The 12,589-nt window shown below is 55.0% G+C and carries 13 protein-coding genes and 1 pseudogene; 9 read left to right on the top strand and 5 right to left on the bottom strand.

Translation table 11 applies throughout. The features are described 5' to 3' along the window. A pseudogene (locus BP822_RS06765) lies at positions 1-206 on the top strand (acylphosphatase); the annotation flags it as partial. 72 nt (positions 207-278) lie between these two features. Here the strand turns inward: BP822_RS06765 and BP822_RS06760 are convergent. The 5 genes from BP822_RS06760 to psmB form a co-directional block, all read right to left on the bottom strand. Next, positions 279-2,720, bottom strand: coding sequence for a DUF5814 domain-containing protein (locus tag BP822_RS06760; RefSeq protein ID WP_286858379.1), 2,442 nt, complete (start codon positions 2,718-2,720; stop codon positions 279-281). A gap of 21 nt (positions 2,721-2,741) precedes the next feature. Continuing rightward, the gene (locus BP822_RS06755; RefSeq protein ID WP_286858378.1) at positions 2,742-3,530 is read right to left on the bottom strand and encodes a MarR family transcriptional regulator; all 789 of its coding nucleotides are present in this window, start codon (positions 3,528-3,530) and stop codon (positions 2,742-2,744) included. Beyond that, complete coding sequence (locus tag BP822_RS06750) at positions 3,530-4,048, bottom strand: ArsR family transcriptional regulator (RefSeq protein ID WP_273271847.1); 519 nt, start codon at positions 4,046-4,048, stop codon at positions 3,530-3,532. The genes BP822_RS06755 and BP822_RS06750 overlap by 1 nt, the downstream gene beginning before the upstream one ends. Before the next feature lie 63 nt (positions 4,049-4,111). Then, positions 4,112-6,019 carry a beta-CASP ribonuclease aCPSF1 gene (locus tag BP822_RS06745; RefSeq protein WP_013720251.1) on the bottom strand — a complete coding sequence of 636 codons (1,908 nt, stop codon included), beginning with the start codon at positions 6,017-6,019 and terminating at the stop codon, positions 4,112-4,114. A 20-nt stretch (positions 6,020-6,039) separates the two neighbouring features. After that, positions 6,040-6,660, bottom strand: coding sequence for an archaeal proteasome endopeptidase complex subunit beta (psmB, locus tag BP822_RS06740; protein ID WP_013720252.1), 621 nt, complete (start codon positions 6,658-6,660; stop codon positions 6,040-6,042). Positions 6,661-6,779: 119 nt separating this feature from the next. Here psmB and BP822_RS06735 point away from each other — a divergent pair, with 119 nt between their 5' ends. The 8 genes from BP822_RS06735 to BP822_RS06700 all read left to right on the top strand — a co-directional run bounded on the left by BP822_RS06735 (position 6,780) and on the right by BP822_RS06700 (position 12,563). Further along, positions 6,780-7,595, top strand: a complete 816-nt coding sequence (locus tag BP822_RS06735) for a DUF63 family protein (RefSeq protein WP_273271848.1) — start codon at positions 6,780-6,782, stop codon at positions 7,593-7,595. Between the two features lie 298 nt (positions 7,596-7,893). Beyond that, entirely contained in the window at positions 7,894-8,289 is a 396-nt protein-coding gene (locus tag BP822_RS06730; RefSeq protein ID WP_273271849.1) for a hypothetical protein, read from the top strand. Further along, positions 8,289-9,062, top strand: coding sequence for a tetratricopeptide repeat protein (locus BP822_RS06725; protein WP_276620515.1), 774 nt, complete (start codon positions 8,289-8,291; stop codon positions 9,060-9,062). The genes BP822_RS06730 and BP822_RS06725 overlap by 1 nt, the downstream gene beginning before the upstream one ends. Positions 9,063-9,194: 132 nt before the next feature. Beyond that, complete coding sequence (locus BP822_RS06720) at positions 9,195-9,515, top strand: type II toxin-antitoxin system HicB family antitoxin (RefSeq protein ID WP_276620513.1); 321 nt, start codon at positions 9,195-9,197, stop codon at positions 9,513-9,515. Beyond that, positions 9,493-9,738, top strand: coding sequence for a type II toxin-antitoxin system HicA family toxin (locus BP822_RS06715; RefSeq protein ID WP_013720258.1), 246 nt, complete (start codon positions 9,493-9,495; stop codon positions 9,736-9,738). Before BP822_RS06720 ends, BP822_RS06715 begins: the two co-directional genes overlap by 23 nt. A gap of 175 nt (positions 9,739-9,913) precedes the next feature. Beyond that, complete coding sequence (locus BP822_RS06710) at positions 9,914-10,063, top strand: nucleotidyltransferase family protein (RefSeq protein ID WP_013720259.1); 150 nt, start codon at positions 9,914-9,916, stop codon at positions 10,061-10,063. A gap of 125 nt (positions 10,064-10,188) precedes the next feature. Beyond that, on the top strand, positions 10,189-12,039 hold the full coding sequence (cooS, locus tag BP822_RS06705; RefSeq protein ID WP_286878019.1) for an anaerobic carbon-monoxide dehydrogenase catalytic subunit: 1,851 nt from the start codon (positions 10,189-10,191) through the stop codon (positions 12,037-12,039). Positions 12,040-12,044: 5 nt separating this feature from the next. Beyond that, complete coding sequence (locus BP822_RS06700) at positions 12,045-12,563, top strand: 4Fe-4S dicluster domain-containing protein (protein WP_013720261.1); 519 nt, start codon at positions 12,045-12,047, stop codon at positions 12,561-12,563. The last annotated feature ends 26 nt before the right edge of the window (positions 12,564-12,589 follow it).

The raw sequence follows: 12,589 nt of genomic DNA, 5'->3' as shown, positions 1-12,589 counted from the left end.
TCGATCAAATGAATGATAATTTGAGCGGCAAGATGGATGTCATGATCGATCTGCAAAAGGATACGCTATCCGGCCAGGAGACTCTCATCGAAGAGGTGAGGCAATCCAGGAAAGAGATAAAGGGCCGCATGGACCAGAGGTTCGATAAGCTGGAAAGCGAAGTAGCAGAAATGAAGGTGGCCCTCAAGTCAAAAGGCATCATTTAAATCCTGCAATATATTTCAAATGTCGAAGAGGACCTTTTTTCTCATCCCTGAGGCTTCGGTTTGGCGATCAGATCACTCCCCCTCGATCTTTTTCTTCCACTCCTCCGCCTCCTTCGCTAATTCTGGCTTTCCCAGCACTCTGGCCACAGATCCTATGGCCTCCAGATAGCGTACCATCTGGTCTAAATAGTTGATCAGATCGCCCTGGTAGGCATACATTCCATATCTATCGCTGAAGTAATCGATGATCTCTTCCGGGCTCTTGCCTTCCGCCCTCAGATCGAGAATGGACAATGATATGCTTTTTTGGACGCAGCCGCAGTAGGGAGACTCCTTGCAGGTGCAGCGGAGAAAGTCGCGGACGAAGTCCAGGCAGTATCTCTGAATCTTCCTCTCCAGCTGGTTCAGGTCGGAGCTGCTCAATAGATCCAAAAATGAGCCATGCAGAGCCCTCTGGGAGACCTGCATATGCAGCTTGGTGGATATATGCTCGGCGAACTTCAGATAAATAGCCTCAAAACCCTCCAGTTCAACTGCCACTTCCAAAGCGGATCTTCCTTTACCAATCCTCTTGGCGATGAGATTTGTCTGATCTGGGGTGAGAAAATGGGCTGCTGCTGCCGCTCCGAGGCGGGTGGGCTCAAAGCCTTTGACCAAACCTGCCCTCTCGAGAGAATTCAGGGCGCTATCCAGATCATCCAGACCCAGGGTTAGATCATGCAGCTTCTCCAGCTCCTGACGGGATCTGGAGGCGACCGCATTGGCCAAGACCTCCTCTTGCTGCTGCTCATCCGAGAACTCCGGGGCCACATCCTCCATAGCGCCATGCAGAAGGGCAAGTGCCATCTCATCCTCTGACTCCCCCCGACCAGAGGAGAACCGTCGGCCTGGCTCGGCCAAGATGTAGACCAATCCCAGGTCATGATAGCCCGGCCTGCCTGCCCTTCCCAGCATCTGGTTGAACTCGTGCACATTCAGCCAGTTGATGCCCATGGCCAGGGACTCGAAGACTACCTGGGAGGCGGGAAAGTCTACCCCGGCGGCCAAAGCTGCGGTCGTCACCACAGTGCTGATCTTTCCCTGGCCAAATAGCTCCTCGATTCTCTTCCTCTCTGGATACTGCAGGCCGGCATGATAAGCTGCCGCCCCGGGGATCGCCTGAGCGAGGTTATAGCAATTTTTGCGAGAGTTGGTGAAGATTATGGTCTGGCCACGGTAGCCGGTAGACGATGTCAGCTTCTCCGCCTGGGCGACCAACTGGCGCAAGAGCGTTCGCTTCTCTTTTCCCGAGGAGAAGATGAGATGGCGCTCAATGGGCACCGGCCGCACCTCGTACTCCACTAAAGCTGCATTCAACTGCTTGGCCAGGGCCCCCGGATTTCCTACTGTGGCGGAGAGGAAGATGAACTGCGCCTCTGGGGCAGCATTTCTCAGGCGGGCGATCATCCCAGCCAGACGATGGCCGCGTTCAGCATCTTCCAGCATATGAACCTCATCGATCACCACCGTTCCCACCCGCCCCAGGCTCTTTTTGGTGCGGATCACCTGATCTATGCCCTCGTAGGTGCCGGATATTATGTCAGCATTAAGGCTCTGGACGATCTTCCTCTTCTTTCCCAGACGGATGCGACTTGTTCCCACCCGAATGGATGTCTGAAAGCCCAGTTCATTATAAGCGGAGAGCTGATCGTACTTCTGGTTGGCCAGGGCCACCAGAGGCACCAGAAACAGTAGCTTGCCCTTTCCCTGCAAAAGGTTCCCTATCCCCGCCATCTCTCCGATCAGGCTCTTACCAGTAGCTGTAGCTGATACAACCAGCTGACTTTTTCCTTCCAGGAGACCGGCGGAGATCGCCCTGGACTGGACGGGCAGGAGTCTTGTCAGCCTGCGACGCAACAGCTCCTTAAGGGGTCCAGGCAGGTCGATTGAATCCAGGGGCAGACCAGTTTCCTCATGGCTGGCGGGAATGAAATCAAACCGGGTTAGCTCAGGCTCAAGCCTCTGCAAAGATAGCAGGCCGATGACATCATCCAAAGATCGCCTCTTCTTCAGGATCCTGGCCAGATGGGACTTGGCAGGACGGCTCAGATGATGAAAATCAGCCTCTCGGAGAAGCTCTGCTGCTGCACAGTTCTCGCAGATGCGGGCGCCCTTGTAGGTTATGGCATCTCGCCCCACATAGGTCACCCTCTTCTGCCCCAGACAATGGCCGCAGACCTGGACGAAGCGGTACTGCAGCTGGTAGGCCTCCAATAGCTCCATGAACCTTTTTTCCAGAGCCGAGTCCCCCCTGACAAGATAGATGGCCCCGGCTTTGCGAAGCAGCCTCATTGCATCCTCCGGAGGAAGGTACCTCTCGGCCTCATTCTCCTTCTTGACCAGGAACTTGAAGACCCTTGGCCCCTGGGGCATGTCCTTCAAGCGCAAATGGCCCTCGAAGAGAACCTTGTCCCCGCTCTGGGGCAATAACTGTATGCGAGACCTGTCCGCCTGAGCAAGAACCTGAAAAGTCATCTTTGAATCTGCGAGTTCGATTCAGCCAAGAGTGAGATCTATGAGCTCGTACTTCAGGCCCTCGGACTCCAGGCGGGTTAAAAGGCCGGGGATCTGCTCGTCCACGCTCACCACCAGAGAGCTGACTCCATGGTATGCCGCCTCCACCGCGAACTCCTTGGCACCGAAGAGCACATCCGGCTTCCTGCCGGCCTTCTTCAGAGCCACCAGGGCCTCAATTCCCAGGCACCCCACCATCCTCTCCTCTGAGAGCAGGCCTTTCAAAACCTCCAGGTCAACCCCTCTCGATCCGCCTGCTTGCACTCGCGGAACCTTGCATAGGGTTATCCTCCCCTCCTCCAGGCTTATCAATCCCCGCAAGTCTGAGATGCCCACATCCTCCCCTTCGCTGGCACTGGCAATGACAATCCCGCTGGCCTCGATATTTTCTTTTTTGTTGGCATACAAAAGGCCGCCTCTCATCTCCAAGGAGACCCTCTCTCCCTCGACCAAATCGGATTCAGCTATCGCCGTCCAGACGGACACATGGCTGATGATCTCCTCCATCACCACCCGAGCATATCGCTTCAGCTCAGCAGCGCTCTCCAGCAGCCACTCAACGCCCTCTTTGGTGATGCTGTAGCGCATGCGGCCGTCTGTAGTTACCAGGCCGTCTACCACCAGCTCTTTAATGTACTCGGAGATCGCCTGAGGGGTGACACCAAGCTTGCTTGCCACCTCCTTTTGGCGGAGGTTGGGCTGATGGGCAGCAATCTCAACCAGAATCTGAAAACGAGAGCTTTCCCTCTTGCTCTGCAATACATTGGCCATCAGAAATCCTCTTCATAAGGCTCTATCCGCTGTCCTCGCACCGCCAGTCCTTCTGCCCTCTTGGCCACGCCACGAATGAATACCTGACTGAGTCCCAGCTCCCGGGAAAGATTAGAAAGCGAGTTGTTGCCTCCATTAACCATCTTCTGCAGCGTCTCAGTTACCTCCCTCAGCTCCTCATCGGACATAAAAGTAAGGCTGATCAGCTCGCTCAGATCCTCCATGGTGGCTTGGAAGTTGGCCTGGATGCGAGAGTAGGTGGAATGATACTCTTTCTCCGGGCTCTCCCCGGGCTCAGGCACCCTCCACTTCGTCTCTATCAGGCCACTCTTGCGCAGAAGGGCTACGCTTCTGTGGACGCCAGCGTCATCGCCGAAAAGGCCAGCTAGCTCCCGCTCAGTTCGCCATTCCCGGCTTAGCTCATCGAATATCTTCTTATGAACGGCTGAGCCGAAGGCCTGCAATAATGGAACCAGATCTGATGGATCATTGATGATCCGCGTCCTTTTTCCAGTCACAAGAACCTCACGGTAATAACTAGGATTGACATTATGCCTTTTCTTTGATAAAGCTTTTGAAGATCAGATCAGCCTGATGGTTTCCAGGTTCATGGGAGCCATGGTGGGAATCCGGTATCTCTTGTAGATGGAGCTGGCCAGATCCAGACAGTTGCCCTCCTCGCCATGGTTGGTTAGAACCCGGCCGGGCTTGGGATATATGCGCCTCAGGTACTCCATGAGCTGCTGGCGATCGGAGTGACCGGAGAAGCCATCGACTGTTGTAACCTCCAGGTTGATCTTCACCGTCTGGGTCTTTCCGTCGACTGATAGCGGGACCTCTTTCCATCCCTTCTGAATCCGTCTTCCAAGGGTTCCCTCTGCCTGATAGCCGACGATGACTAGGGTATTCTTCTCATCCGGCCCCAGGCGCTTGAGATACTCGATCACCGGTCCGCCATTGAGCATGCCGCTCGTCGCCAGTATAACGCAAGGCGGCCCTTCGACTATCTCCGTCCTCTGCTTGGGAGACTCCACCTGGACAAAGCACTCCGCTAGGAATGGATTGATTCCTTTATGGAATATAAGATCCCGAAGATCGTTATTGAGGTACTCCGGGTATGTAGTATGAATGGCGGTGGCCTCGTAGATCATGCCGTCCAGGCAGACCGGCACCTCATCGATCACCTTCTTTCTGATCGCCTCCTCTAAGACCACCATCACCTCCTGGCTGCGGCCAACAGAGAAAGCGGGGATTACAACCTTGCCGCCCCGGTTGATGGTCTCCTTTACCACTTTGATCAGATTGACCTCCGCCTCCTTGCGAGAGGGTTGGATGCTGTTCGTCCCCCCGTAGGTGGCCTCGGTCACCAGGGTCTCCAGGCGGGGGAAGTTGCAGACCGCCGGATCGAAGAGCCTGGTTCTCTCGAACTTATAGTCTCCAGTAAAGGCCACATTATATAGGCCGTCACCGATATGGAAATGGGCGATGGACGAGCCCAGGATGTGCCCGGCGTTGTGCATAGTCAGCTTGGTATCGGGAGCAATGTCGGTAACGTCTCCATAGTTGAGGGTGATGGTATGCTTAAGCGCCTCGCGAATCATTCCTGAGTCATAGGGAAGACGGTTCCCCTCCCTGCCCGCGATCTCGATGTAATCCAGCTGCAATAGAACGAAAAGATCCCTGGTAGGTGGAGTGCAGTAGATGGGGCCCTCATAGCCGTACTTATAGAGCATGGGAACAAGGCCTGCATGGTCCAGGTGAGCATGGGTCAGGACCACCGCATCGATCTGGTTCAAGGGATAGACCTCAGGTACATAGAGGTATGGGGTGGCTGAGTCATCCGATCCCACATTTATTCCGCAGTCGATGATAATACGGGACTCTGGAGTGGAGAGGAGCATACAGCTTCTGCCCACCTCCCGACAGCCGCCTAAGGTGGTTATTCTGACCCACTGGTCCTTGGAAGCAATATCACGGTGGATCTTCCTGCCCACTGTGCGCAGGATGTTTTTTCTCTCGCTCTGCACGCTGCGCAGGTAATCCTTGATATTAGCGATGGTCGAAGATCTAACCGGCGGGGTTCTGACCACCTTCGGCGTCCAGCCGATCAGCTTTGTGATCTCCCGCAGGGTGGCACCATGGCGGCCGATCACTAGCCCGGGCTTCTCCGCCTCGATCTGCACCTCACCGGTCTCGCCGTCGAAGTGGTAGTTGGTGAGGACTGCCTCTTTGGGCACGACCTCCTGGATCTTTATTATGGCAGATTCAGGATCTGCCAATACCTTCAGGTCCGGCCGGACCACCACTCTTTTGCGAAGCTCTTTGGCGAGGTTCCTTATGATCTCGCCGTCATCAGCCACCTTCTTGGGGTCATCGGTGTAGATGACCAGCTCCGGACCCTCGAACTCCAGCCCCGTGACGTTGATGTCCGGGGGCAGTTTGCTCTGAACCTTGCGTTTGAGCTCAAAAAGTACTTCTTCTACCGACAATATTACACATCCAAAAAAGATTAAATGAGATTCATAATCTCCGAATACTCCGGCTCGCCTACCTCCTCATATTTATCTGTAATCCTAACGAGCTCGATCTTATCACCAGAAGCGGAATCTCGCTTCAAAGCGTTATGAATTGCCCTAGCCGCCAGAACAGTTCCATCCTCGACGCTGATACCCGGCTTGTACATGGCCTCCAATACGCCATAAGCGACCGGAGAACCGGAGCCAGTAGCGACAATCCTTCGCTCCTCGATCTGACCTCCCAGGGCATCCAAAGAGTAAATCCTGGGGCCGTATCTGTCCACACCGCCCATGATGAGCTGAACCATAAAAGGATAGTAGCGCCTGGATGAGAGAATATTGGCGAGCATGGTTGTGACGGCCTTGACCGTCAATCCTTCGCCCCTTTGCATCTTATAGAGCCTGGCCTCCACCTGAACCATCCGGACAAGAGACTGGGCATCACCTACACCTCCGGCAGTGGTCATACCCACCAGGTCGTCGATCTGATAGATCTTCTTGGCCTGGCTGCTGGCTATGAAGCTGCCCATGGTAGCACGGCTCTCCGATGCAAGGACTACACCTCCATCACAGAGTACACCTACCGTAGTTGTACCTTTGAACACCTCGACCATTTAATTACCTCAGCTAAAATCGGAAAATGGACAAGCATGCTTGTCGTTCTGCAATATAAATACTTTTTGCACGCCATATTTCGATCGACTGAAATACTGTGAGAGTGCAATGACCTGGTGTGATCGATTTAGCAGACTGGATATATAGGTACTACATCCACCCCATCATTTATGATACGAGCTACAACCCAGTGGACACGATCACCTGGGCGGTGGTGCTGGGCCTGGCGATACTGGGACTGGTGAAGCTCTTTCGCCACTATCGTCTGGCGATCGATGAGCGGCTGGTCTTATCTACCCTGCCCTACATCCTGGCGGGCTCGAGCTTGAGGGTGATCGAGGACGCGGAGATCGTGCAACCGCCCTGGAGCTATCTATTAATCACTCCCCTCATATTCTTCCTGGTCTTCCTGGTCACTGCCGGATCTCTGACCCTCACCAGAAGGATTCTGGGGGACCAATTCCATCACGGCTACGCCGCCATAGGCCTTGCCTGGACCCTTTTCAATCTCATACTGCTCGGCGGGGTGGGCCTGGAGAACGGCTGGGTCATTGGGGCAGTATTCGCCCTGGGCTCCGCCCTGACTGGAGGCCTGCTCCTCTCTCGCCGCGCCATACCTAGCCTATCCTTTTTGGATGACAGGTTTAACCTCATGATCGTCTATGCCCATATGCTCGATGCCAGCTCCACCTACCTGGGAGTGGACTGGTTTGGCTACTACGAAAAGCATGTCGTCCCCACGTTCCTCATCGATCTGGCAGGAACAGCGGTGGTCATGTACCCACTGAAGTTGATCGTGCTCCTGCCCGCCCTTTTTATGATCGATAAGGCCATCGATGACCGATCCCTGAGAAACCTCACCAAGCTGGCCCTGATCACCCTGGGCCTGGCACCGGCGGTGAGAAACACCCTGCGGCTGGCGCTGGGCGTTTGAAAGGGAAAAGATATGGAAGTCAGCTATGGCAAGGCCGGGAGAAGGAGCTGGCAAAACTTTTAAATGGTCTCCAGCCCGGCAGGCAGTCACCATCTGCGGCCCTGGAGGCATGGGAAAGACTGCTCTTGTCGCAGAAGCGATCTGACAGCTCTCACCAGGCAACGATCCGCCGGAGCAGTTTCCGGATGGCATCATCTTTCATACCTTCTACCACAAGCCTTAGGCAGCTTTAGCCCTGGAGGCCATTGCCAGGGCTTACGGAGTTGATCCGCGTACAGGAGCCTTAGATGCCGCCCGAATGGCTTTGAGCAGCCGCCAGGCTCTGATAGTACTGGATGGAACTGAGGCTGCCGACGACCTGACAGAAATCCTGTCCATCACAGGAGGCTGCGGGGTGCTCATAACCACCCGGAGGCACAGCGATGCACCTGCCGACTTCTGCGACATGCCTCCGTTACCCCTGGCTGAGGCGGTGCAACTCCTGCAATCCTGGGCCGGCACGATGGCTTCCGATGAGAAGATCTGCCAGAGCATTGTGGCATTCTGGGCGGTCTGCCCCTGGCCGTCTTCCTGGCGGGCCGCTACATGGCTCACAAGCGGCAGCTTGGTTGCGAGTATCTTACCTGGCTGGAGAAGACGCCTCTGGAAGCTCTGCATCAGGGAGAGCGAGAGCATCGGAGCATCCCTCTCTTGATGGAGCACAGCCTCAAGCAGGTGAGCGATCCAGCTCGAGCCTGTCTGGGGGTAACGGGAATTCTGGCCTTGCAACCTTTCGAGGCCGAAATCATGGATATCGCTCTGGAGATATCTGCTGATGATGCGAATCGCAGCCTGGGGGAGCTGGTCGATTTCGGTCTCCTGATCCGCCCTGATACTCGCTACCAGATAACTCATGCATTGGCTCATACCTATGCCAGGGCCTGGCTGACTTCGCCAGACAGTGCACTGACCAGGCTGGCGGAGTACTATGAGGATTTCATCCGTGAGCAGATGCAGCGAGGACAGACGCGCTATGCTCTCCTGGACTCCCAAAGAGATCACATCCTGGCAGTGCGGTCAGCTTGTAATAGGGCCGGATTGTGGGAAGCTGCACGCACCATTACCTGGGCTATTGAGGAATATCTGGACCTGCAAGGGCATGGGACGGAAAGGGTTGCCGTGGTTAAGGCGGGACTGGAGGCATCTCGTTCCGATGAAGCGCGGTATGACGAAGCTTCGTTTCTGAATCTTCTGGGCCTGGCCTACGCCCGCCTGGGCGAGCCGCGAAAAGCCATCGAGCACTATGAGCAGGCCCTGAAGATCAGCAGGGAGATCGGATACAGGAGGGGCGAAGCAAACACCCACTGGAATATGAGCCTGGCGCAAGACAGCCTCGGCAAACGATCCGATGCGGTGGGGCTGGCGAAAGAAGCGCTGGCTATCTACGAGCAGATCGAGAGCCTCTACGCGGGGCGGGTGCGTCAGTAGCTGGCGGAGTGGCAGCAATAGAAAGCAATGGGTCAGGCCTGCGAATTAGTCAGACACAAGTCAATCCAGCCAGGGAATGATGAAAGATTAGCAAGGGGACGAAGATTTCTTATGATCTCCTCTCAACATCAGATGTTAAAGAACTCTCTCCAAGAACCTCTCAGTCTATTAGGAAATATCTTTAAGCTTGAAGCTCAGAAGAACAAAAGATCATTCATGGAAAAGCTGCACTTGCCAATCCTAGTCGAGATCGATGAAAACGGCTTATACATAGTTAGCTGCCCGCTCTTTAAGGGATGTCACTCCTGGGGGGAGACCATAGATGAAGCCATGAAGAACATTTCCGAGGTTGTCGATATGTGTCTGGAAGAGACCGAGATAGGCAGCTTCAATACATTTGTCGGTTTCAGAGAGCTGGAAGTCGTTCATAATGCAAAAGCTACCTGCGATTGATTCCCAGGATCTTTTGAGGTTCCTGAAGGCTCTTGGATTCATCGTCATCCGAACAAAGGGCTCCCATGTCCGACTCCGTTCAGAAGATGGTCGGTTAACTACAGTCCCGATTCATAGCAATAGGGAGATACCCAAGGGACTTTTGCGTAAAATAATACGAGAAGATCTGGAGATGAGCCTGGAGGAGTTCCTGGATCTGTATATGGATTCAAGGAAGGAATGATGCGATTTTTAGTGTCAAAGGTCAAATCTATAAGCTGGGTTGAAGATGCAAGCAATGGATATTCTTAAAGGTCATATTCAGGATATCAAGTCCTGATTTGCCGTGAAGCGGATAGGCATTTACGGCTCCTTTTCACGGGGAGAGGAGAAAGAGTCCAAGTGACATTGATATTTTGGTGGAGTTTGAAAAGCCTGCCTTCCGCAACTTCATGAACCTTTCCTTTTGCCTGGAAGATCTCTTCGGAAGAAAGGCGGATCTTGTCACCGTCAAGGGGCTGCACCCACGCATCCGGCCATATGTGGAGAAGGATGTGATAATGGTCTGAATCATAAAAAACGAGCTTCCAGTTCTCAGATCCAATATTCAGCGAATTCTCTTTAATCAAATCACCATCATTAAATAGTAAAATAGCAATTTCCTCGCTATTTGTGCTCACTATAGAGGGATTGTATGACAAACGATGTTCGCAGCAAATCAATGGACCCTGCCTGCCAGGAGATGCTACGGGCTTGTGAGAAGTCCGGCCTGGAGACCGCCTGGGATAGACTGGAAAAACAGCAGCCTCAATGCGGTTTTGGCGAGCTGGGCATATGCTGCAGAAACTGTAACATGGGACCATGCCGAATTGACCCATTTGGGGAGGGAGCAAGCAGGGGCGTTTGTGGGGCCACAGCAGACATAATAGTGGCGCGAAACCTCCTGAGAAGCATTGCCGCCGGGGCAGCAGCTCACTCCGACCACGGGAGGGATGTAGCCCATGCCTTCCAGCTCATCGTGGAGGGCAAAGCCCCCTCCTACGGCATCAAAGACCCAGAGAAGCTCGACCGGCTGATGAAGGAATACAGGGTGGACAGCCCTGCCCTTCTCGCCACAGCAATAATGAATGAGTTCGGCAAGCAGGACGGCCCCATCCAGTTCACCCGCCGGGTCCCTCCCCAGAGGCTCGAGCTGTGGAAGAAGCTGGGAATCGACCCCCGGGGCGTGGATAGAGAGATCGTGGAATGCATGCACCGAACCCACATCGGCGTGGACAACGACTATGTGAACCTCATACTGCACGGCCTCAGGACCAGCATCTCTGACGGCTGGGGAGGCTCCATGATCGCTACCGAGCTTCAGGACGTCATATTCGGCACTCCTAAGCCCTTATTCTCTGAGGCCAACATGGGGGTCATAAAGCCCGATCAGGTCAACCTCATCGTGCACGGCCACGAGCCCCTGCTCTCGGAGATGATAGTTGCTGCTGCTTCCGATCCAGATATGATCGAGCTGGCAAGAAACGAAGGAGCGAAGGGGATCAACCTGGCCGGGATATGCTGCACTGCCAATGAGCTGCTCATGCGCCAGGGAGTGCCAATGGCGGGCAACTTCCTCAGCCAGGAGCTGATAATGGCCACCGGCGCGGTGGAGGCGATGGTGGTGGATGTGCAGTGCATCATGCCCGCCCTGGGCCCCCTGGCCAGCTGCTTCCACACCAAGTTCATATCCACCTCGCCCAAAGCCAAGTTCCCCGGCGCGACCCACATGGAGTTCCATGAGGATACCGCTGGAGAGACGGCCAAAGAGATCGTGCGCACTGCAATCAAAAACTTCCGCAACCGCGATCCCTCCCGGGTCCAGATCCCCGATATCAAGACCCGATGCATGGCCGGATTCTCGGTAGAGGCGATAGTCTCCGCTTTAGGAGGAAGCTTAGACCCGCTGATAGAGGCCATCAAGAGCGGCAGCATCCGGGGCATAGGAGCTGTCGTGGGCTGCAACAATCCCAAGATCACTCAGGATTTCGGACATATCGGCATGGTACGGGAGTTGATCAAGAACAACGTCTTGGTCCTCACCACAGGCTGCAACGCCCAGGCCTGCGCCAAGGCTGGCCTCCTCCAGCCGGAAGCAGCAGAGAAGGCGGGCGACGGCCTGAAGGGAGTTTGCCAGGCCCTAGGAGTTCCCCCGGTCCTTCACATGGGCTCATGCGTGGATATCAGCCGCATTCTGGTCGCTGCCGCCGCCCTGGCCAATGCTCTGGGAGTGGACATAAGCGACCTGCCAGCAGCAGGGGCAGCTCCAGAATGGATGAGCGAGAAAGCGGTATCCATCGGCGCTTATGTGGTCAGTTCCGGGGTGTTCACGGTCCTCGGAACCGTTCCGCCGGTCATGGGAAGCAAAGCAGTGGCTGAGCTCTTAACCTCCGGCGCAAAGGACGTGGTGGGAGCATGCTTTGCCGTGGAGCCCGATCCGGTGAAAGCCGCCAGCCTGATGATTGAGCATATCGATAGCCAGCGCAGGAAGCTGGGCCTGGCGTGATTGCGATGAAGGAGAATAAGGAGATATTCGTCCGCTTGGAGAGGTGCATGGGCTGCCGATCCTGCGAGATGGCCTGCGCGATTGAGCACTCCATCTCCAAGAACCTCATTTCTTCTATCTCGGAGAAGCCTGTGCCCGTTCGCCTGCTTTATGTGGAGAAGGCAGAGGGCAGGAATGTGCCCATGATCTGTCGGCACTGCCAGGATGCCCCCTGCGTTGCCGTCTGCCGCACCGGAGCCCTGGTTCAGGACTCGCTAAGCGGTGTGGTGGAACGCATTGAAGAGAACTGCATGGGCTGCTGGATGTGCGCCATGATCTGCCCCTACGGAGTTGTAGGCCGGAAGAAAGAGGTGAGAATGGCGGTTAAATGCGACCGCTGCAAGAGCCTGGAGGTTCCTGCCTGTGTGGCCGCATGCCCCACGGGTGCATTGATCTATTCCACTCAGAGGGAGTTTGCGGAGATGATGAGAAAGGAGGCCGCAGCTCGCATAGCCCGCGAGGCCAGGGGGCTGGCCAAGGCATAAATTTTTTTATTTTTAAATGAATACCC

Source organism: Methanosaeta sp. UBA458 (assembly GCF_002496085.1).
In the GTDB taxonomy this organism is placed as follows: Archaea; Halobacteriota; Methanosarcinia; order Methanotrichales; family Methanotrichaceae; genus Methanothrix; species Methanothrix soehngenii.
The sequence above is the reverse complement of the archived record's forward strand: the minus strand, read 5'-3'. Positions and strand labels throughout refer to the sequence as shown.

What these genes read in the sequence shown, in the direction of transcription:
- BP822_RS06700 (WP_013720261.1), top strand. Translation starts at nt 12,045, where the DNA reads ATGAAGGAGAATAAGGAGATATTCGTCCGCTTGGAGAGGTGCATGGGC.
- BP822_RS06720 (WP_276620513.1), top strand. Translation starts at nt 9,195, where the DNA reads ATGTTAAAGAACTCTCTCCAAGAACCTCTCAGTCTATTAGGAAATATC.
- BP822_RS06715 (WP_013720258.1), top strand. Translation starts at nt 9,493, where the DNA reads ATGCAAAAGCTACCTGCGATTGATTCCCAGGATCTTTTGAGGTTCCTG.
- BP822_RS06755 (WP_286858378.1), bottom strand. Translation starts at nt 3,530, where the DNA reads ATGGCCAATGTATTGCAGAGCAAGAGGGAAAGCTCTCGTTTTCAGATT.
- BP822_RS06725 (WP_276620515.1), top strand. Translation starts at nt 8,289, where the DNA reads ATGGAGCACAGCCTCAAGCAGGTGAGCGATCCAGCTCGAGCCTGTCTG.
- BP822_RS06730 (WP_273271849.1), top strand. Translation starts at nt 7,894, where the DNA reads ATGGCTTTGAGCAGCCGCCAGGCTCTGATAGTACTGGATGGAACTGAG.
- cooS (WP_286878019.1), top strand. Translation starts at nt 10,189, where the DNA reads ATGACAAACGATGTTCGCAGCAAATCAATGGACCCTGCCTGCCAGGAG.
- psmB (WP_013720252.1), bottom strand. Translation starts at nt 6,660, where the DNA reads ATGGTCGAGGTGTTCAAAGGTACAACTACGGTAGGTGTACTCTGTGAT.
- BP822_RS06760 (WP_286858379.1), bottom strand. Translation starts at nt 2,720, where the DNA reads ATGACTTTTCAGGTTCTTGCTCAGGCGGACAGGTCTCGCATACAGTTA.